The organism is Streptomyces sp. BHT-5-2 (genome assembly GCF_019774615.1).
Classification (GTDB): domain Bacteria; phylum Actinomycetota; class Actinomycetes; order Streptomycetales; family Streptomycetaceae; genus Streptomyces.
In genome coordinates, this window is sequence record NZ_CP081496.1 from 870,172 (window position 1) to 890,635 (window position 20,464).

General features: G+C 73.0%; 17 protein-coding genes. 11 read left to right on the plus strand and 6 right to left on the minus strand.

Annotated features, from left to right (window positions below; genetic code table 11):
* Positions 1–43: 43 nt before the first annotated feature.
* Together glp and galU are read right to left on the minus strand one after the other, a co-directional pair.
* Complete coding sequence (glp, locus tag K2224_RS03655; protein WP_221905227.1) at positions 44–1,366, minus strand: gephyrin-like molybdotransferase Glp; 1,323 nt, start codon at positions 1,364–1,366, stop codon at positions 44–46.
* A gap of 4 nt (positions 1,367–1,370) precedes the next feature.
* Positions 1,371–2,273 (minus strand): UTP--glucose-1-phosphate uridylyltransferase GalU, encoded by a 903-nt coding sequence (gene galU, locus K2224_RS03660; RefSeq protein ID WP_221905228.1) that lies wholly within the window; start codon positions 2,271–2,273, stop codon positions 1,371–1,373.
* Between the two features lie 80 nt (positions 2,274–2,353).
* On the opposite strand from galU, the gene K2224_RS03665 reads away from it, so the two are divergent.
* Positions 2,354–2,983, plus strand: a complete 630-nt coding sequence (locus K2224_RS03665) for a 5-formyltetrahydrofolate cyclo-ligase (RefSeq protein WP_221905229.1) — start codon at positions 2,354–2,356, stop codon at positions 2,981–2,983.
* A gap of 96 nt (positions 2,984–3,079) precedes the next feature.
* Here K2224_RS03665 and K2224_RS03670 read toward each other — a convergent pair whose 3' ends face one another.
* Entirely contained in the window at positions 3,080–5,827 is a 2,748-nt protein-coding gene (locus K2224_RS03670; protein WP_221905230.1) for a penicillin acylase family protein, read from the minus strand.
* 187 nt (positions 5,828–6,014) lie between these two features.
* Here K2224_RS03670 and K2224_RS03675 point away from each other — a divergent pair, with 187 nt between their 5' ends.
* The 6 genes from K2224_RS03675 (at position 6,015) to mscL (ending at position 12,052) form a co-directional block, all read left to right on the plus strand.
* Positions 6,015–7,550: a potassium/proton antiporter gene (locus tag K2224_RS03675; protein WP_221909410.1), complete on the plus strand. Its 1,536-nt coding sequence runs from the start codon at positions 6,015–6,017 to the stop codon at positions 7,548–7,550.
* 360 nt (positions 7,551–7,910) lie between these two features.
* Positions 7,911–9,209: an MFS transporter gene (locus K2224_RS03680; protein WP_221905231.1), complete on the plus strand. Its 1,299-nt coding sequence runs from the start codon at positions 7,911–7,913 to the stop codon at positions 9,207–9,209.
* 148 nt (positions 9,210–9,357) lie between these two features.
* On the plus strand, positions 9,358–9,705 hold the full coding sequence (locus K2224_RS03685) for an FmdB family zinc ribbon protein (RefSeq protein ID WP_221905232.1): 348 nt from the start codon (positions 9,358–9,360) through the stop codon (positions 9,703–9,705).
* A 159-nt stretch (positions 9,706–9,864) separates the two neighbouring features.
* On the plus strand, positions 9,865–10,698 hold the full coding sequence (locus K2224_RS03690) for an S-methyl-5'-thioadenosine phosphorylase (protein WP_221905233.1): 834 nt from the start codon (positions 9,865–9,867) through the stop codon (positions 10,696–10,698).
* Positions 10,699–10,873: 175 nt separating this feature from the next.
* Entirely contained in the window at positions 10,874–11,116 is a 243-nt protein-coding gene (locus K2224_RS03695) for a hypothetical protein (protein WP_221905234.1), read from the plus strand.
* A 429-nt stretch (positions 11,117–11,545) separates the two neighbouring features.
* Positions 11,546–12,052, plus strand: coding sequence for a large conductance mechanosensitive channel protein MscL (mscL, locus tag K2224_RS03700; protein WP_221905235.1), 507 nt, complete (start codon positions 11,546–11,548; stop codon positions 12,050–12,052).
* A gap of 39 nt (positions 12,053–12,091) precedes the next feature.
* Here the strand turns inward: mscL and K2224_RS03705 are convergent, their stop codons facing one another.
* Positions 12,092–12,418, minus strand: coding sequence for a hypothetical protein (locus tag K2224_RS03705; RefSeq protein ID WP_398194311.1), 327 nt, complete (start codon positions 12,416–12,418; stop codon positions 12,092–12,094).
* 688 nt (positions 12,419–13,106) lie between these two features.
* Positions 13,107–13,598 carry an AMP-binding protein gene (locus K2224_RS03710; RefSeq protein WP_221909412.1) on the minus strand — a complete coding sequence of 164 codons (492 nt, stop codon included), beginning with the start codon at positions 13,596–13,598 and terminating at the stop codon, positions 13,107–13,109.
* A gap of 374 nt (positions 13,599–13,972) precedes the next feature.
* Between K2224_RS03710 and K2224_RS03715 the strand changes: the two genes are divergently transcribed.
* Positions 13,973–15,388 (plus strand): MFS transporter, encoded by a 1,416-nt coding sequence (locus tag K2224_RS03715; protein ID WP_221905236.1) that lies wholly within the window; start codon positions 13,973–13,975, stop codon positions 15,386–15,388.
* Between the two features lie 61 nt (positions 15,389–15,449).
* Here K2224_RS03715 and K2224_RS03720 read toward each other — a convergent pair whose 3' ends face one another.
* Positions 15,450–16,883, minus strand: a complete 1,434-nt coding sequence (locus tag K2224_RS03720; protein ID WP_221905237.1) for an MBL fold metallo-hydrolase — start codon at positions 16,881–16,883, stop codon at positions 15,450–15,452.
* A 198-nt stretch (positions 16,884–17,081) separates the two neighbouring features.
* Between K2224_RS03720 and K2224_RS03725 the strand changes: the two genes are divergently transcribed.
* From K2224_RS03725 to K2224_RS03735, 3 genes are all read left to right on the plus strand, one after another.
* Positions 17,082–17,933, plus strand: a complete 852-nt coding sequence (locus tag K2224_RS03725) for a GntR family transcriptional regulator (RefSeq protein WP_221905238.1) — start codon at positions 17,082–17,084, stop codon at positions 17,931–17,933.
* A gap of 9 nt (positions 17,934–17,942) precedes the next feature.
* Positions 17,943–18,896 carry a sulfite exporter TauE/SafE family protein gene (locus K2224_RS03730; protein ID WP_260692324.1) on the plus strand — a complete coding sequence of 318 codons (954 nt, stop codon included), beginning with the start codon at positions 17,943–17,945 and terminating at the stop codon, positions 18,894–18,896.
* 227 nt (positions 18,897–19,123) lie between these two features.
* Positions 19,124–20,368, plus strand: a complete 1,245-nt coding sequence (locus tag K2224_RS03735) for an FAD/NAD(P)-binding oxidoreductase (protein ID WP_221905239.1) — start codon at positions 19,124–19,126, stop codon at positions 20,366–20,368.
* Positions 20,369–20,464 lie beyond the last annotated feature (96 nt).

Sequence of the window (20,464 nt, forward strand, 5' to 3'; positions counted from 1 at the left end):
GCACCCGATGCGGGCGGTGCGCTGCCGGTGCTCCCGGCGGACGTCAGCAGGGGCCGAGCGGGATGACCTCGACGGTGGCGTCGGCGGGGACCTCGGTGGTGTCCTCGGGGACGACGATCAGGGCGTCGGCGTGGGCCATGGCCCGGATGAGGTGGGAACCGCTGCCGCCGACGGGGGTGACCGTGCCGGCGACCGGGTCGTGGGTGCCGCGGAGGAACTGCCGCTTGCCGCGGGGCGAGGAGCCGAGCGCTTCGGTGACGCGGGCGCGGACGGTGCGGCGGTGCACCTCGGGGTGGCCCATGAGCGTGCGGATGGCGGGGCGGACGAAGAGCTCGAAGGAGACGTAGGAGCTGACCGGATTGCCGGGCAGGGCGAGCAGCGGGATGCGGTCCGGGCCGATCAGGCCGAAGCCCTGGGGCTTGCCGGGCTGCATGGCGAGCCTGCGGAACTCGACCCGGCCCTCGTCGGCGGCGAGCCCGGCGAGGGTCTCCTTGACGACGTCGTACGCGCCGACGCTGACACCGCCGCTGGTGACGAGGACGTCGGCGCGGGGGTACTGGTCCTCCAGGGCGGCGCGGAGGGTCTCCGCGTCGTCGGCGACGGCGCCGACGCGGTAGGCGAGCGCGCCGGCCGCGCGGGCGGCGGCGGTGAGCTGGAAGCTGTTGGAGTCGTGGATCTGGCCGGGGCCCAACGGCTCGCCGGGCGGGACGAGTTCGCTGCCGGTCGAGAGCACCACGACCCGGGGGCGGCGGCGGACGGCGACGGTGTCCAGGCCGAGGGCGGCGAGCAGGCCGAGCTGGGTGGGGCCGAGGACGGTGCCGGCGGGCAGCGCCGGCTCGCCGGCCCGGGCGTCGCTGCCGGCGCGGCGGACATGGGCGCCGGCGGCGGCCGGGCGGTGCACCCGGACCTCGCCGCCGGCGTCCTGCGGGGCGGCGCTGTGGGCACGCATGGTGGCGGCCGGTCCCCGGCCGGTGCCGCCGTCGGTCCACTCGACGGGGACCACCGCGTCGGCGCCGGGCGGCAGCGGGGCGCCGGTCATGATGCGCGCGGCCTGTCCGGGGCCGACGGTGGGCAGCTCGGCGCTGCCGGCGGCGACGTCGCCGAGGACGGCGAGGGTGGCCGGGGCGTCCTCGGCGGCGTCCGCGACGTCGGCGGCACGGACCGCGTAGCCGTCCATGGAGCTGTTGTCGAACGGTGGCAGCGGCAGCGGGACGGTGAGGTCCTCGGCGAGGACGCAGCCCTGGGCGTCGAGGAGTTGCCGGGTGACCGGGGCCGGGGGGCGGAGCCGGGCGAGGATGTCGTCGAGGTGTTCGGCCACCGACCAGACGTGGTCAGGGTGGGAGGTCCGGTCGGTGGAGCCGTTCAACGTCCTACATCTCCTCGGTGACGTAACTGCGCAGCCAGGCCCGGAAGTCGGGGCCCAGGTCCTCACGTTCGCATGCCAGTCTGACAATGGCACGCAGATAGTCTCCGCGGTCCCCGGTGTCATAGCGGCGGCCCTTGAAGACCACGCCGTGCACCGGCCCGCCCAGCTCGGGGTGGGCGGCCAGCACCTGCAGGGCGTCGGTGAGCTGGATCTCGCCGCCGCGGCCGGGGTCGGTCTTGCGCAGCACCTCGAAGACGGCCGGGTCGAGGATGTAGCGGCCGATGATGGCGAGATTGCTGGGCGCCTCGGCCTGTTCGGGCTTCTCGACCAGGTCGGAGACGGTGACCACGTCGTCGTCGGCGGTGGGGTCGGCGGCCGCGCAGCCGTAGAGGTGGATGTTGGCGGGGTCGACCTCCATGAGGGCGACGACCGAGCCGCCGTGCTCCTCGCGGACCTCTATCATCCGGCGCAGCAGGGGGTCGCGGGGGTCGATGAGGTCGTCGCCCAGGAGGACCGCGAAGGGCTGGTCGCCCACGTGCGGCGCGGCGCACAGCACGGCGTGGCCCAGGCCCTTGGGGTTGCCCTGGCGGACGTAGTGGATGGTCGCCAGGTCGCTGGACTCCTGGACCTTGGCGAGCCGGGATTCGTCACCCTTGCGGTGCAGGGCCTCTTCGAGTTCGTAGTTGCGATCGAAGTGGTCTTCCAGGGGGCGCTTGTTGCGCCCGGTCACCATGAGGACGTCGGTGAGTCCGGCCGCCGCCGCCTCCTCCACCACGTACTGGATGGCGGGCTTGTCGACGACCGGCAGCATTTCCTTGGGCGTCGCCTTGGTCGCCGGCAGGAACCGCGTGCCGAGCCCTGCTGCCGGGATGACAGCCTTGCTGATCCGTGCATGCGATGGGGTCATGCGCGACACCCTAACCGGCCCGGAAGGGCCGATGATGAGCGTCCGGTTAAGAGATCATGAGAGCCCGAGCGAGGCCCACGATGAGCGTTGAGCACGAGGAAAAGCGCAGGTTGCGGCGGGATCTCGGGGAGGTGAGGAGGGGGTTGCCGGCCGAGGTCGTCGCGGCCCGGGGGACGGCGCTGGCCCGCCGGGTGCGGGAGCTGGACGAGCTGCGGACGGCTCCCGTGACGGGCACCGGGAACGCCGAGGTCGGCGCGCCGACCGTGGCCGCGTATGTCTCGATCGGCGGCGAGCCGGACACCCGGGCGCTGATCGACACGCTGCGGGCGGCCGGGGTGCGGGTGCTGCTGCCGGTGCTGCTGCCGGACAACGACCTGGACTGGGCGGTATACGAAGGCCCCGAGCACCTGGTCGCGGCGGGCTGGGGGCTGCGGGAGCCGGACGGGCCGCGGCTGACGCCGGAGGCCGTCGCACAGGCGGACGTGGTGCTGCTGCCGGGGCTGGCGGTGGACCGGACGGGACTGCGGCTGGGCCGCGGCGGCGGCTCGTACGACCGGGTGCTGGCACGGCTGGAGCGGTCCGCGCGGCCCACGTCGCTGGTGGTGCTGCTCTACGACCACGAGGTGCTGGAGCAGGTGCCGGCCGAGCCGCACGACCGCCGGGTGCATGCCGCGGTGACGCCGTCGGGGGTGCATCGCTTCCGTCGCTGACCGCCCCACCGGAATTGGCCGGATGTTTCACGTGAAACGGCGTCGGGCGGGCCGGTGGAGTCCGGCCCGCCCGACGCGGTGAGGTGTCCGCCGCCGTCACGGCGACAGGGTCAGGGTGTCCTTCCCGGCCTTCTTCACGGCGTCCTCGCTGAACGCCCAGGGCAGCAGTTCGCCCTTGGCCCACTTGTCGGTCTGGTCGTAGTAGTGGGCGTGGTAGGCGTGCCCGGAGGCGCCGGTGAGGTTGATCCAGCGGGACTTGTCGAGGTCGGCGAGGTTGACCACCATCCGCATGGACGGGACCCAGGTGACCTGGTAGCCGCCGGAGGCGTTCCAGCCGGTGGCGTCGACCGCGGCCTCACCGCCGCCGAGGTTCCAGGGGCCACGGTTGAGCAGGTCCTGGAGGAAGCCCGGCCCGTCCTTGCCGAGGGTCTGGTTCTTGAGGTCCATCTGGTGCAGACGGCCCCAGGTCCAGTTGTCGATGTTCTTGCCGAGCTTGGAGGTCAGCTCGTAGCGGGCGTCCTTCATGGCCTGGGCGAGCAGCTCGTCGCGGTTCTTCAGGCCGGGGTGGCCGGGCCGGTCGTCGGTCTTCCACCAGGCGTTGTTCGGGTCGTCGAGGATGTTCCGGACGACCTCGTACCAGCGGTCGCCGCCGTCGGGCTGGGCGGTGTCGCCGTCCCGCTCGCCGCACTCGCGGACCAGCTTGTTCTGGGTGTCGGCCGGGCCGGTGTCGCCGGCCGGGCGGACGTAGAGGCACTGGCCCTTGACGCGCAGCTCCTTGGGCATCTTGTTGCCGAAGGCGAGCTTGAGGGTGTTGCGCCAGACGGCGTTGAAGTAGGCGGCCGCGGCGGAGTCGGGCTCCTGGGTGAAGTCCCAGCCGTTGAGCAGCTGCTGGGCGTCGCGGACGTACTTGTCCTTGATGTCGATCTTCGTCAGGTAGGGCGTGAGCAGCCGGGCGATCTCGCTGCTGTTGTCCTTCTGGAAGGTCTGCATGTCGTCGGTGGAGACCTTGCCGCCGTCCTTGATCTTGGACTCGATCAGGTCGTTGATCCGCTGGCTGCGGGCGCCGTAGCCCCAGTCCTTGGTGATCACGTACGGGTACTTCTCGTCGACGACGGCCTGGTTGGCGGTGACGATGAAGCCGCGCTTGGGGTTGTACTCGTACGGCAGGGCGCTCTGCGGGATGAAGCCCTTCCACTGGTAGGCGGGGTCCCAGCCGGGCGCCGGGAAGGTGCCGTCGCCCTTGCCGCGGATCGGGATGGCGCCGGGGGCCTGGTAGCCGATGTTGCCCTTGGTGTCGGCGTAGACGAGGTTCTGCGAGGGGACCTCGAAGTCGGCCGCGGCCTTGCGGAAGCCGGTCCAGTCCTTGGCGCGGTTGAGCTCGAAGACGCCGTCCATGGACTTGCCGGGGGTCAGCGCGGTCCAGCGCAGGGAGACCGCGTAGCCGTCGCCGCGGTCGGGGGAGCCGTCGGCGACGGGGGCGTCCTTGCCGACGTTGGTCAGTTCGTCGTCGCGGTCGGAGACGATCGGGCCGTTGTTGGTGGACCGGACGGTGATCTTGCGGCTCTCGCCGCCGGCGACCTTGATGGTCTCCTGGCGGGTGAGGAAGGGGCGCTGCCGGCCGTCGTAGAGGTAGCCGTCGGCGCTGATCTTCTCCAGGTAGAGGTCGGTGACGTCGGCGCCCAGGTTGGTCATGCCCCAGGAGATGTTCTGGTTGTGGCCGATGACGACGCCGGGCATCCCGGAGAAGGTGAAGCCGGCCACGTCGTAGTTGCACTTGGGGCCGGTGGTGCGGCAGTGCAGGCCCATCTGGTACCAGAGCGAGGGCATCTGCGGCGCCAGGTGCGGGTCGTTGGCGAGCAGCGGCTTGCCGGTGGTGGTGTGCTCACCGGAGACGACCCAGGAGTTGGAGCCGATGCCGTTGCCGTTGGGGCCGAGCAGCGCCGGGACCTGCTCCAGGGTGGTGGACAGCGAGGAGAGCTGCTTCTGGAGGCCGCCGGCGGCGGTGCGCGCGGTGCGGTTGCCGGTACCCGTGCCGGTGCCGGTGCCGGCGCCCGTACCGGTGGAGCCGCCGGCCTTGGGGTCGAACTCCTTGGTGGCCGGGTCGACGCCGCCCCCGTCGACGATCGGCCGGTTCCGCTGGTACGGGTACTGCGGGTACAGCTGGGCGATCTGCTGCGGGGTGAACCGGCTCGTCATCAGGGCCCGGTCGATCTCGTCCTTCATGTTGCCGCGCAGGTCCCAGGCCATCGCCTTGAGCCAGGCGACCGAGTCGACCGAGGTCCAGGGCTCGGGCTTGTAGTCGTTGGTGAAGCCGAGCGCGGCGTATTCCAGGGAGAGCGCGGAGCCCTGGTGGTCCTTGAGGTAGGCGTTGACACCGGCGGAGTACGCCTGGAGGTACTTCTTCGTGGACGGCGAGAGCTTGGTGTCGTATTCCTTCTGCGCGACCTCGTGCCATCCCAGGGTGCGCAGGAACTCGTCGGTCCTGACCTGGCCCTTGCCGAACATCTCGGAGAGCCGGCCGGCCGTCATGTGGCGGCGGACGTCCATCTCCCAGAAGCGGTCCTGGGCCTGGACGTAGCCCTGCGCGCGGAAGAGGTCCTCGTCGGTGTCGGCGTAGATCTGGGGGATGCCGTTGCCGTCACGGATGACGTCCACCGGGTCGGTCAGGCCCGGGAGTTTGAGCGATCCCGTGGTCTCCGGGAAGGAGGCGCGGACGGTGCTGACACCCCAGTACGCGCCGAAGCCGATGCCCGCCACGAGCAGCAGCACGACCGTGAGCGCTACGAGGCGGCCGCGCCGCCCTTTCTTCTTTTTGGGGGCTGGACCGGTCTTGTTGGCGGGCATCTCTGTCCTTCGAGGGGCAGGGTGGGAGTGCTGGAGCAACCATAGGCGCACCGGTTTGGCGACCCCTACGCGGAGTCACCGGCGGGCACATCAAACTTTCAAGCAATGGTAAATTGTTAGGGTCAGTAACTAGATAGGGTAAGGACAAGCGGCTCAGCCCCACCAAGGCGCGAGGAAGGATCAGCTCCTGACTGTCGAACACCTCAACGAACTCCTGCTGATCTGCTCGCTGGTACTGCTGGTCGCAGTCGCCGCGGTACGGCTCTCCTCGCGCAGCGGGCTCCCCAGCCTGCTCATCTACCTGGGGATAGGCATCGCGATAGGGCAGGACGGCATCGGCGGCGTCGTCTTCGACAACGCCGAACTGACCCAACTCCTCGGCTATGCCGCCCTGGTGGTGATCCTCGCCGAGGGCGGCCTCGGCACCAAGTGGAAAGAGATCAAACCAGCCCTGCCGCGAGCCGCGGTGCTCTCGACGGTCGGCGTCGCGGTGAGCGTGGGGGTCACCGCGGCCGGCGCGCACTACCTCGCCGGACTCGGCTGGAAGCAGGCGCTGCTGATCGGCGCGGTGGTGTCGTCCACGGACGCCGCGGCCGTCTTCTCCGTACTGCGCAGCGTCCCGCTGCCGGCCCGTCTGACGGGCGTCCTGGAGGCCGAATCCGGGTTCAACGACGCCCCGGTGGTCATCCTCGTCGTGGCCTTCTCCACCGCCGGACCGGTGGAGCACTGGTACGTCCTGCTCGGCGAGATAGCGCTGGAGCTGGCGATCGGCGCCGCCGTCGGCCTGGCCATCGGCTGGCTCGGCGCGTACGGCATGCGGCACGTGGCGCTGCCCGCCTCCGGCCTCTACCCGATCGCGGTGATGGCCATCGCGGTCTCCGCGTACGCGGCCGGCGCGCTGGCGCACGGCTCCGGCTTCCTCGCCGTCTATCTGGCCGCGGTGGTCCTGGGCAACGCCAAGCTGCCGCACGCCCCGGCCACCCGCGGATTCGCCGAAGGGGTCGGCTGGATCGGCCAGATCGGGATGTTCGTCCTGCTGGGCCTGCTGGTCACCCCGCACAACCTGCTCGACGACATCATGCCCGCGCTGCTGATCGGCATGATCCTCACTCTGGTCGCCCGCCCGTTGTCCGTCTTCGTCTCCCTGCTGCCCTTCCGGGTGCCCTGGCAGGAGAAGACCCTGCTGTCCTGGGCCGGGCTGCGCGGCGCGGTGCCGATCGTGCTGGCCACCATCCCGATGGTGAGCGACGTCCCCGGCAGCGAGACGGTGTTCAACATCGTCTTCGTCCTGGTCGTGGTCTACACCCTCATCCAGGGGCCGACGCTGCCCTGGCTGGCCCGCCGGCTGCGGCTGGGCGAGGGCGAGGAGCCCGCCGACCTGGGCATCGAGTCGGCGCCGCTGGAGCGGCTGCGCGGGCATCTGCTGTCCACGTCGATAGGGCCCACCTCCCTGATGCACGGCGTCGAGGTCGGCGAGCTGCGGATGCCGGCGGGCGCCGCGGTCACCCTCGTCGTCCGGGACGGCACCAGCTTCGTGCCCTCCCCCACGACCGTGCTGCGGCGCGGCGACGAGCTGCTGGTGGTCGCCACCGACCCGGTGCGGGACGCGGCCGAGCGGCGACTGCAGGCGGTGTCCCAGGGCGGCAAGCTGGCCGGCTGGCTGGGCGGCGGCGCGCCGCCGCGGGCCGAGGAGGGGCGCGTCCGCCGACGCGAGGCCGGGTGAGCCGGGCGGGCCCCGGCCCGCCCGCCCCGGATCCGGCCCGGCTTGCCCGGCCGGGCTCCGAATGTGCGCTATCTCTCCACGGATACCAAGGAAAAAGGCCGTGAAGCCCTGGTTGATCCCAGGGCTTCACGGCCTTCGACCTGTACAATCGAGAAGGAATTTTGTACGGATCACGAACCAACTCTGCCTGACGCAGAGCTGGCGCGACCGCTCGGCGGCCGCGGTCCCCTGCCACACGCAGCCACCTCCCGGTGCGGACCACGCGGTATCACTCGGTCCTGCGCGAGAGGACAGCTCTCGGTGCGCACCCGTGACGACCTCGCGGGGCGGCGCGCTACCAGGCGGCAGAAAGGCCCGGCCGTGGCATCCGCGGTCAAGGACTCCCGTCCCGGATACGGACAACTGTTGCGCACGCCCGGCGCGTGGACCTTCTTGCTGCCCGGGTTCCTGGCCCGGCAGCCGTTCGCGATGCTGACCATCGGCATCGTCCTGCTCGTCCAGTCCACCACCGGCTCCTACGGCAGCGCCGGCACGGTCTCCGCCGCCACCGGTGTCTCGATGGCGCTCTTCGCCCCGCAGGGCGGCAAGCTCGCCGACCGCTTCGGCCAGCGCGCGGTACTGATCCCCGGCGTCCTGGTGCACGTCGCCGGCGTCTCGACGCTGATCGCCCTGGCCCTGGCCCACGCGCCCCTGTGGGCGCTGATCGCCGTCGCCGTCCCCACGGGCGCCTCGACGCCGCAGGTCGGCCCGATGGTGCGGGCCCGCTGGGCGGCGAAGCTGGGCGGCACCCCGCTGATGCCCACCGCCGCCGCCTTCGAGTCGGTGACCGACGAGTTCACCTTCGTCGTCGGCCCGGTGCTGGCGACCGCGCTGTGCACCGGCGTCCACCCGGCGGCCGGCCTGGTCGCCGAGGCCGCGCTGACGCTGGCCGGCGGCCTGCTGTTCGCCTCGCAGCGGCGCACCCAGCCGCCCGTCCACCGCGGGCGGGGCGAGGACCAGCCGCGCGTCTCGGCGCTGTCCGTCCCCGGTGTGCGCGTCCTGATCGTGGCGTTCCTGGGCATCGGCTCGGTCTTCGGCGGCATGCAGGTCTCGCTGACCGCGCTCACCGAGCACATCGGCCAGCCCGGCATCAACGGCGTCCTCTACGGGATCTTCGCCTGCGGCAACATGCTCGCCGGCGTCGCCTGCGGCGCGATCGCCTGGAAGGTCGGCCCGCGCCGCCGCCTGCTGGTCGCCTACGGGCTGCTGGCGCTGGCCACCACCCCGCTGTGGGCGATCACCGCGGTGCCGCTGCTGGGCGCCGTCGGCCTGGTCGTCGGCCTGTGCATCGCCCCGGCCCTGATCACCGGCTACACCCTCGTGGAGTCCCTGGTCCCGGCCGGCGCCCGGACCGAGGCGTTCACCTGGCTGACCGGCGCGGTCGCGCTGGGCCAGGCCGCCGCGGCCACCTCCGCCGGCCAGCTGGCGGACCGCTTCGGCCCCAGCTCCGGCTTCCTGGTGCCGCTGGCCGGCACGGCGCTGGCCCTGGTGGTGCTGCTGGCCCTGCGGGTCCACCTGGCGCCCCGGTCGTCGAAGGTCGTCACCGGGTCGGCGGCCGCCGCCGGCGCCTCCGTGGACACCGCCGCCGACGAGCGGGAACGCGAGCTGAGCCGGGCCTGACCGGCGCGCGGAGTGGGCCCCGCGCCCGACGCGGGGCCGGGCGTGGGGTCGGTCACCGTGGGGCGTTCACGGTGGACGGGCGCGCCGGAATACTGCAAGATGGAGCGTCGTTAGCACTCAATGAGTGAGAGTGCCAGGAGGAAGTCAAGTGCCGACCTACCAGTACCAGTGCACCGCGTGCGGCGAGGGCCTTGAGGCCGTGCAGAAGTTCACCGACGACGCGCTCACCGAGTGCCCCAGCTGCAGCGGACGCCTCAAGAAGGTGTTCTCGGCGGTCGGCATCGTCTTCAAGGGCTCCGGCTTCTACCGCAACGACAGCCGCGGCTCGTCGTCCAGCAGCAGCCCGGCCGGCGGCTCCTCCTCTTCGTCGAGCGGCTCGACCTCGTCGTCGTCCTCGACGACCTCGTCGGACTCCTCGTCTTCGTCTTCTTCGAAGTCCTCCTCGTCCTCGGACAGCAAGTCCACGGCCTCCGCGGGCGCCGGCTCCGCCGCCTGACCCGCGGCAACGGCCCGGCTCGTACACCGAAGCCGGCGAACGGACCTCCGGGCCCCGCCACTCCCCCACCAGGGAGCGGCGGGGCCCGCCGCGTTTCCCGGACCGGCCCGTTCGACGACCGGCCTATGGGGCGCCGCCGTGCCCCGATAGTGTGACCGCATGGCTGACGCGGAGATTGGCGTTATCGGCGGGTCCGGGTTCTACTCCTTCCTGGACGACGTGACCGAGATCACTGTGGACACCCCCTACGGGCGCCCCAGCGACTCCCTCTTCCTCGGCGAGATCGCCGGCCGTTCGGTCGCGTTCCTGCCCCGGCACGGCCGCGGCCACCACCTCCCGCCGCACCGCATCAACTACCGCGCCAACCTCTGGGCGCTGCGCTCCCTCGGCGTCCGCCAGGTCCTTGGCCCGTGCGCGGTCGGCGGCCTGCGACCCGAGTACGGCCCCGGCACGCTGCTCGTCCCCGACCAGCTCGTGGACCGCACCAAGGCCCGCGTCCAGACGTACTTCGACGGCGAGCCGCTCCCGGACGGCAGTGTGCCCAACGTCGTCCACCTCACCTTCGCCGACCCCTACTGCCCCGCCGGCCGCCGGGCCGCACTCGGGGCCGCGCGCGGCCGCGACTGGGAGCCGGTCGACGGCGGCACCCTCGTGGTGATCGAGGGGCCGCGGTTCTCCACCCGGGCCGAGTCGCGCTGGCACGCCGCCCAGGGCTGGTCGGTGGTGGGCATGACCGGCCATCCCGAAGCCGTCCTGGCTCGCGAGCTGAGCCTCTGCTACACCTCGGTCACACTGGTCACGGACCTGGACGCGGGCGCCGAGGCCGGCGACGGCGTCTCCCACGAGGAGGTCCTCAAGGTCTTCGGCGAGAACATCGGCCGGCTGCGCGAGGTGCTCTTCGACACCGTCGCCGCACTGCCCGCCACCGCCGACCGGGCCTGCCCGTGCACGGACGCGCACCAGGGGTGGGACCTGGGGATCGAACTGCCTTAGGGGCAGCTCTCGGGCGTGGGGCGGGCCGGGTTCCCACTGACGGGTGACGGAGTTGTCCACAACCGCGGGGCCGTCCACAGGCCGGAGCGGGCCGCGGCGGATTGCGGCACGGTGGTGATCGCCGGGTCCGAACGGCGGGCCCGCTTTTGCACCCCAACCCCAGGCGGTGATGACCATGTCCGCGCCCACTCCGACCCCGCCCCTGCCCACTCCCCCGCGGTGTGAAGTGCCGCACTTCGCCCCGGTCCGCGTGGGCGGCATCCGTGCCCGATGGCGCGGGCCGGCAAGCCGGCGTCTGCTCGCCGCCGCCCTGGCCGCGACCGCCGCAGCACTGGCCACCGGCCTGTCGCACCACCCGGTCCGCACCGCGTCCGCCCCCGCCACCTGCCCCGCCGCCGCACCCTGCCGGGGGTGGTGACGGTGCCGGGGCCGCGCCAAGATCGAGTGGCGTCCACCGTCCGGGGACGCGAGACTTCTCCGAGTGGCGGGGCACCTGCCGCGCGCCCGTTACGAGGGCGCGCCCGCACCACCGATACCGATGCCGCTATCGGCACCGCCGCACCAATCGCCGCCGCGAGGGCCCTGCCGAGCGGACGGATCCGCCGCTCCCCCGCGGCTCCCCGCTCCCGTCCGGCCACCCCTCCGCCTCCTGCGAGCCGGCCTCGGCACGGCCCGGTCCCCGGGGTCCGCCGCCTCCGTACGGGTCTCCGCACCGGTATCCGCACGGGTGCACCGGTCGCTCGCCGGTTCGTGTGGCGCAATTGGACACCGCTGCCCCGCCCTGCCGTAAGTTGCGGTGCTGATCGTCGGTGCACCGTCCGGAGCAAGCGTGGAAAGAGGCTGTCAGGTGAGCGAGCACAAGAGCGTCCTCCAGGGATTCAAGGAATTCCTGATGCGCGGCAACGTCATCGAACTCGCGGTGGCGGTCGTCGTCGGCGCGGCGTTCACGAACATCGTCAATGCGGTCGTGAAGGGCTTCATCAACCCGATCGTCGGTGCCTTCGGCTCGAAGAACCTCGACAACTACCAGACCTGCCTCACCGCCACGTGCGCGGTGGACAAGAAGACCGGCCAGTACGTGGACGGGATCTACGTCCTGTGGGGCTCGGTGCTCAGCGCGGCGCTGACGTTCCTGATCACCGCGGCCGTCGTCTACTTCCTCATGATCCTGCCGATGAACAGGTGGAAGGCCCGGCAGGACGCGAAGAAGCCGGTCGACGCGACTCCGGCGGGCCCGACCGAGATCGAACTGCTCACCGAGATCCGCGATGCCCTGATCGCCCAGCGCAACGGCAACTCCGCAGTTCCGGAGGCAGCCGCCGCGGCGATCATCGCGCAGAAGACCCAGAAGTAGCGGGCACCATGGTCGGCCCACGCCGCCCCGTCGCCTCGCTCAGAGGTGGTGGGGCGGTTTTTCGTCGAGGAAGCGGGCGAGGTCGGCGGCACTGCCCGAGGCGGTGGGGCGCTCGCCCCAGCCGCGATCGGTGTCGTCCGAGGACCGTCGGCTCAGCGGATCGTCGAAGATCAGGGCCGCGGCCTTCCCGCCGACGCTTTTGGGGGCGGGGGACGCGGTGGGGGCGGGTGCCGCCGCGGCGGCCTCGGCGGCCGGGGTCGTGTCCACGCTGTCGGGGGCGGTGTTCGTCGCCTCCGGAGCGGGGGTGTCCTGACCGGCCCGGGCGGGCGGCTGGGTCTGGGACTGCGGCTGGGACTCGGTGCTCACGTCTTCAGGGTACGGGGGAGCGGTACGGGGAGTCGGCCGAGGACCGCTGGGGGCGGACGGGGACGGTCGGCCGGGAGTGGGGCTGGGACCCACGCCGACCCGTCAGAAGCGCCCTAGGGGTTCCACATGGCGGATTCATGGGTGGGGGTGGGGTGGGGGCGGTGGGTGCCGTGCGGGCGGGTGGGAGGTCCGTGGTCGCCGCGGCCGCGCCCGCGGCCGAGCGGCCGGTCGCGTTCGGAACCAGGGAGGGGGTGGGGGTGGGGGGAGTGCCCACGGGTCGTGCGGTGCGGCATGGCTACCGGGCTTCCGTGCGGGGGCGGGAATTCCCACGCTAGGAGCGTCTGTGGGGCATGGCCCGTCGGCTGCGCCATCGGGGTGGTGGAGGTGGTGGAGCAGTGCGGGAGGCGGCCGGCCCTTGTAGGTGGTCGGCCCTCGCGGTGGGCGACCCTGGCGGTGATCGGCGCTGGCGGTGATCGGCGCTTGTAGGCGGTGATCGGCCCCGTAGTGGGCGGACCTCGCCGTGGCCCGTCCTCGCGGCGGCCGGTCCTCGCGTCGGTCGGTCCAGGCGGTGATCGGTGCCGGCCGTGGGCGGACCTCGTAGTGGGCCGTGTCCTCATAGTGGGCCGTGTCCTCGCTACGGGGCGTCTTCGCCGTGGCCGGGACGCGCCGTGGCCAGGCCCTGGGTCGGTCAGTTCTCGGCCAGGGCCTCGTGCCACCATTTGTCGCGGCCGGGCTTCCAGGAGACGGGCCGGGAGCAGCGGTTCACCACCAGGACGGTGTGTGGCAGGCGGCCGGAGCCGTTGGCGGCGCTCCGCGCCAGCGCGTGGTCCAGTACCGGCTTCACTGGCCGCACGGACCCGTCCCAGAACGCCGCGTCCGCCGTGATCAGCACGCCGGTCCTCGACTCCCCCAGGCGCGCGGCCAGTTCGGGCACGGTCAGCGAGACCGGCAGCGTGGTCCGTATCGCGTCCAGCCGGCCGCAGGCGAGTGTGGCGATCACCGACTCGGGCACCAGCGGCAGGTGCACCGCGACCCGGTCCCCCGCGCGCACCCCGAGACGGGCGAGCGTGGCGGCGGCCCGTTCGGCCTGGTGCAGGAGTGCGCCGTGCGTCAGCTCCTCCACGCGACCCGGTTCTCCGTTCCACGTAAGGGCGATCTGCGACGCTTCGGGCCCTTGCACTTCCCGGGCGTCATCTGCATGCTCTGAGATCACACGGCGCAACATGCGCTTCAGCATGGAGATCGGCGATCAACGATCGCTGAACGTCCGCTTTACGGCCCGCTCGGCGCCGTACGCGGCTCCACGAGGTCGGCGCCGGCCTCTTCTCGCACCCCGCACGGCAGCGCGAAACGTTCTCGTCTCTTCCTGCCCCGGTCCGGTGCGCTTCATCCCTCCCTCTCTCCCTCATTACTTCCTACTTCTTCCTTCAGTGGCTTCCGCCAGTGGCTTCCGTTTGCGTGTGTGCGTGTCTGAAAGAGGGGCGAGTTGATGTGATCACGGCCGTGGGTGCAGGGAACGGGCCTGCGCGGCGAGGGCGTTGGGCGCGGTGGGCGTTGGCCGCCGGGGCGTTCTGCGTCCAGTTGGACTCGTTCGCGTTGAACGCGGTGCTGCCGGTCGTACGGGCCGAGTTGGCCGGGCCGCCGGGCGCGGTGCCGTGGGTGGTCGGTGGCTATCTGCTCGCCGCCGGGGCGTTGATGCCGGTGGCCGGGCGGCTGGCCGACCTCTGGGGGCGGCGGCGGATGCTGGTGGTCGGGGCGGTGGTGTTCGGGGTGAGCGCCGTGCTGTGCGCGCTGGCGCCGTCGTTGCCTTTCCTGGTGGCGGCGCGGGTGGCGCAGGGCGCGGGCGGTGCGCTGATCATGCCCGCCGGGTTGGCGCTGCTCACCAATGCCTGCCCGCCGGGTGGGGCGCACCGGGCGACCGGGCGTGCCCTGGGGCTGGCCGGGTTGGCCACCGTCTGCGGTCCGTTCCTCGGCGGGGCGCTGGCCCAATCGGCTTCCTGGCGGGCGGTGTTCTGGCTGACGGTGCCGTTCGCCGCGGCAACGGTGTGGTGCGCCCGCCGGGCGGACGAGTCCCGCGACCCGGCCGCCGCGGAGCATCCCCTCGACGTGGCCGGGGCGGTGACCGCGACCGGCGCGCTGGTGTGCCTCGCAGGGTGGCTGGAACATGTCGGTGCCTGGGGCTGGGCGGTGGGCGCGGTGTTGCCGGGCGCGTTGTTCGTACGGGCCGAGCGGCGGGCGCCGGCGCCGCTGGTGGACCTCGCACTGTTCCGGAACCTGCCGTATGTGACGCTGACCGCGGCCGGGGCGGTGGCCAACGCGGCGACGGTGGCGCTGCTGTACGTGGTCCCGCTGACGCTCCAACAGGGGCTCGGGTGGACGGTGTGGGAGGCGGGGCTGGCGTTTCTCGCACCGGCCGTCGCGCTGGCGGTCGGAGGTCCGGTGGCCGGACGGGTGCGGCCCGGGGCGGCGGTGCCGGTGATGGCGCTGTGTCTGGCGGTCGCCGGTGGCGCGCTCTGGGCCACCAGGGGCCTTGCGGGGACGCCCACGGGGGCGCTCGGGCTGCTGGTGGCCTCGACGGGGGCCGCGGCGGCACTGGGCGTCGCGGGCGGGCTGGCCCTTACGGGGACGCAGGCCGTTGTGCGTCGGGAACGGGCCGGGGAGGCTTCGGGCGTCACGAAGGCGGTTCTGACGGTCACGGCGGGGCTGGGGTTGGCCCTTACGGGATCGGGGGGCGGTGGGGCGGTGTCCTCAGGTGGCGGGGCGGTGTCCTCGTATTCGTCGTCGTCGATGGCGTCGTCGTCGATGGCGTCGTCGCCATTGCCGTTGCCGTCGCTGGCGTCGTTGCCGTCGCTGGTGGTGCCGGCGGTGGGGTGTTCGGTGGGGGCGGTTCCGGTGGTGCTGGTGGCGGTGCGCGGGATACGTCGAGGGAGGTGGGACAGGGGCGGAGTGGGACGAGCGAGAGGTGAGTGACGGGTGAGGTGGGGAGGGCCGGGTGGTGGAGCGGGGGTTCGCCGCCGGCCCTCCCCTGAGGTCAGACGAGGGCGGCCGCCTCGGTGTAGCCGCCCGAGACGTCGCTGACGTCGATGAAGCCGTGGGCCTCCAGAAGTGCGGCCGCGATCAGCGAACGGTTGCCGCTGCGGCAGTAGAGGATGACCGGGCGCGCCGGGTCCAGTTCGTCGAGCCGGTCGGCGAGGGCGGCCAGCGGGATGTTGCGGGCGCCGGGCAGGGCGCCCGCGGCGTACTCGGCCGGGTTGCGTACGTCGACCAGCTGGGGGCCGTCCTCGGGGTCCAGGGGCAGCCGGTCGAGCAGGTCGGCCATGCGGAGGCGGTTGCTGCGGCGGGTGAGTTCGGGGGCGGCCGCCAGTACGCCGGCCGGGTCGGGCAGGTGGCCGAGGACCCGGTCGTAGCCGATGCGGGCGAGGCGGAGGCGGGCCTCGTCCTCCTTCCCCGGGGCGGCGAGGAGGACGAGCGGGGTACCGGGCGCCACCACACTGCCCGCGTACTCCGCGAACCGGGTGTCCAGGCTCGAGTGCAGGGAACCGGCGAGGTGGGCGCGGATGTACTCGGCGGCCGGGCGGCAGTCGAGCAGTGCGGCGCCCTGTGTGGCGCGGGCGGTGAGCGCCTCGTCCAGGGTGAGCGGGGCGGGCGGGGCCGGGTCCCGTAGGGGGTGGCCGTCGCGGTTGAGGGCCACGTCGTGCGCGAAGTAGCCCGGGGTGGCGGGCTGTTCGGCGGTGACCAGCCGGACGAAGGCGTCCTGCGTCATGGGCTGGAGGGCGTAGTTGAGGCGACGCTGGTCGCCGAGGGTGGAGCTGGTCTCGGTGGAGATGCTGCGGCCGCAGGCCGAGCCGGCGCCGTGCGCGGGGAAGATCCGGGTCGCGTCCGGGAGGGGCAGCAGTTTGGTGTGCAGGGAGCGGTGGAGACGGGCGGCCATGTCCTGCGGGGAGTGCCCCGCGGCGGACAGCAGGTCGGGGCGGCCGACGTCGCCGATGAAGAGGGTGTCACCGGTCAGCACGCCGAACGGAACGTCGTCGTCGGGGTTTTCCCGGACCACCAGGCAGATGGATTCCAGGGTGTGGCCGGGGGTGGCGAGGACGGTGAGGGTCACGCCGGATCGCGGAGCAGGGTCCGAGCCGGGTCCCGTCCCGGGGCGGGCCTGCGGCTCGGGGCCCAGGAAGATGCGTTCGCCGTCGTGTAACCGCCGTATGGGGAAGCCAGTTTCGGCGGCCGCGCCGAAGGCGATCTCGGCACCGGTCGCCCGGGCCGCCTCCAGATGCCCCGAGAGGAAGTCGGCGTGGATGTGGGTCTCGACGACGAGTTCGATGCGCAGGCCGGCCGCCTCGGCGTCGGCCAGGTACTCGTCGATGTCGCGGCGCGGGTCCACGAGGACGGCGCGCCCGGTGTTCTGATCCCCGATCAGGTAGGACGCCTGGGACAGGCAGTCGAGGTAGTACTGCGCGAAGTGCACGGTCGGGCCTCCAGGGGTGCGGCGCCCGGGCGCGGCGGTCGGCCCGCTCGGGCCGGCCGCGTGGGCGGCTGAATGCACCGTGTATGCCGCTCCGTTGTGCGGATGCACGGATGTACGTACATTAGTACCCGGTTGGCGGGGGACAAGCCGAGGCCCTCCCCCGTCGGCCGGACGACGGAACGAGAGGACCGGACCGAGATGACGCCGCCCCAGCCCGAACACCCGGGCGCGCACCGCCGACCGGATCCGCAGGCCGGTGCCGGCGGACACGCCCCTTACGGGCCCCGCCCGTTGGACCGCGGTTCTCCGCTGCCCCTCTGGGCGCAGCTCCTGGACGATCTGCGCCGCCGGGTGGACGCCGGTGCTTTCACCGAGGAGTTCCCGGCCGAGCACCGGCTCACCGGCGAGTACGAGGTCAGCCGGCACACCGTCCGGGAGGCGCTGCGCAAGCTGCGCGCCGACGGCCTGGTGATCGCCGAACGCGGCCGCGCCAGCCGCCTCGACACCCGTCGCATACAGCAGCCGCTCGGCTCCCTCTACAGCCTCTTCCGCGATCTGGAGGCCCAGGGCGTGGAGCAGCGCAGTGAGGTGCTGCGGCTGGAGCGGACCGCGGACGCGACGGTCGCCGGCCACCTGGGGCTGGTCCCGGACGCGCCGCTGGTCGTGTTGGAGCGGCTGCGGCTCGCGGACGGCGAACCGCTCGCGCACGACACCGCCTACCTCCCGGCCGATCTCGCCGAGCCCCTGCTGGAGGGCGACTTCGGGCACACCTCGCTCTACGGCGAGCTGGCCCGGCGCTGCGGCGTACGGGTCACCGGGGGGCGGGAGCGGATCGCCCCGTTCCTGCCGGACATCCGGCAGGCGTGGCTGCTCGGGCTGGCCGACCGGGAGGCGGCGTTCGCCATCGAACGGGTCGGGCGGGCCGGGGAGCGGGTGGTGGAGTGGCGCGAGACGGTGGTCCGCGGCGACCGCTTCACGTTCGTCGCCGAGTGGTCCGACGCCAGCCGGGCGGTCGCGCTCGCGCCGCGCGCCGCGGCGCCGTCCGCGTAGCCGGCCGCCGTGTCCGTTCTCATAGCCGCGACGGCGGTGCCCTGCGGGCTGCTGATCGGTCTGCTGCTCGGTGCGCTGGGCGGTGGCGGTTCGGTGCTGGCAGTGCCGGCCCTGGTCTATCTGCTGGGCCAGTCACCGCACGCGGCGACGGCCGGGGCCCTGGTGGTGGTCGCGGTCGGCGCGGTCAGCGGACTGGTCTGCCACGCCCGCGCGGGCCGGGTCCGGTGGGCCGCGGGCACGGCGTTCGGCGCCCTGGGGACGGCCGGCAGCTTCGCCGGCTCCCGCTGGAGCGCGTCCCTGGACTCGGGGGTGCTGATGGTGGCGTTCTCGGGGTTGATGCTGGTGGTGGCGGTGGGGATGGTGGTGCGCGGCGCCCGAGGGAGCGAGGGGGCCGCGGGCGGCGCCGTGGAGGGGGAAGGGAAAGGGGAAGGGCGGTTGACGGGGGCGGGGCGGTGGCGGGTGGGGGCCTTAGGGGGCGTCTTAGGGGGCGTCTTAGGGCGCATGGCGTGCAAGTCCTTAGGGGGGTGGGTTGGCGGGCTGCGGGCTCAGCTGCCCCAGCAGTCCCGGCCTCGGCTTCAGCCCCGGTCCCGGCGCCCGCGGCCGCTGCGTACCGCCGTGACCGCCTCGTCCGTCGGGCTGCTCACCGGGTTCTTCGGGGTGGGCGGCGGCTTCGTCGTCGTGCCGGCCCTCACCCTCGTCCTGGGACTGGAGATGCCGGTCGCGGTCGGCACCTCGTTGCTGGTGATACTGATCAACTCCGGGGCCGCGCTGGCGACTCGGGCCGGTACCGGGTCGCTGGACTGGCCCCTGCTGGCCACCCTCGCGGCCTGCGCCGCGGCCGGCAGCCACCTCGGCAACCGCCTCGCCGGCCGGCTGCGCCCGCGGACCCTCACGACGTCCTTCGCCGCCCTCGTCACCGTCCTGGCCCTGGCCATGGCGGCCGCCTCACTGACCGATCTCTAGCGATGGGAGCGCCGGAACACCGACAGACCGCCGCGGGGTGCCGCCGGGCCGCACCGACAGGTGCGGCGGAGCGCGCCCGAACAGCCGACAGCACGGCCGACAGCCCGGATCCACCCCGGAATTCCCCCGGGACCCGAACCCGGTCCCCGTCCCCGTCCCCGTCCCCGTCCCCGTCCCCGTCCCCGTCCCCCAACACCCATAACCCGTCCGGAAGTCAGGAGACAGACATGACCCGGTCCGCAGCCGACGCGGACTCCGCGCCCGCGCCCGCGTCCGCCCCCGTCCACCACCAGATACTGATCGTCGGCGGCGGTACCGCGGGCATCACGGTCGCCGCCCGGTTACGACGTGCCGGCCTTCGGGACATCGCCCTGCTGGAGCCCGCCGAGACGCACTGGTACCAGCCGCTGTGGACCCTCGTCGGCGGCGGCCAGGCGCCGCTGCGGGCCGCGCTGCGCCCCGAGGCCGAGGTCATCCCGCCCGGCGTGCGCTGGCTGCGCGAGCGCGCCACCGCCGTCGACCCGGTGGCCCGTACGGTCACCACCGCCACGGGCCGGGTGTTCTCCTACGGGCGACTGGTTCTGGCGCCCGGACTGAGCCTCGACTGGGACGGCGTGCCGGGGCTGGCGTCGGCCGTCGGTCACGACGGGGTGAGCAGCAACTACCGGGCCGATCTCGCCCCGTACACCTGGGAGTTGATCCGGCGGATGCGGCGCGGCACGGCCGTGTTCACCATGCCGTCGGGGCCGGTCAAGTGCGGTGGCGCGCCGCAGAAGATCGCGTATCTGGCGGCGGACCACTGGCGCAAGCGCGGGGTCCTGGGCACCATCCGCACCATCCTCGCCCTCCCCGAGCCCACGCTCTTCAAGGTGCCGGTCTTCGCGCGGGCCCTGGAGCAGACGGCGCGCCGCTACGGCATCGAGGTGCGCCTCCAGAGCGAGCTGACCCGGGTGGACGGCGCGGAGCGCGCGGCCGTGCTCACCGACCACGCCACCGGCCGCACCGAGACCGTCCACTACGACCTGCTGCACGCGGTACCGCCGCAGCGCGCGCCCCAGTGGCTCGCCGACGGCCCGCTGGCCGACCCCCAGTCCCCCTACGGGTACGTCAAGGCGGACCGGCACACGCTCCAGAACCCGGACTTCCCGGAGGTGTTCGTCCTGGGGGACGTCGCCAACCTCCCCACGTCCAAGACCGGCGCGGCGGTCCGCAAGCAGGCTCCGGTGCTCGTCGCCAACCTCCTCGCGGGGCTCCGCGGGCGCCCGGCCACCGCCCGCTACGACGGGTACACCTCCTGCCCGCTCGTCACGGCCCGGCACAAGATGCTGCTGGCCGAGTTCGACTACGACCTGCGCCCCACTCCCTCGTTCCCGTTCATCGACACCACCCGGGAGCGCACCGACATGTGGTTCCTCAAGCGCTACGGCCTGCCGCAGCTCTACTTCCAGGGGATGCTGAAGGGACGGGCTTAGGGGCGGGCCGTAGGGGCGCGTTGGCCGTTGGGTGCGCGGCGTCCCACTGGGGGCGGTGGCGGACCGGGGAGGGCAGTAGCCGACCGGGGCGGTGGT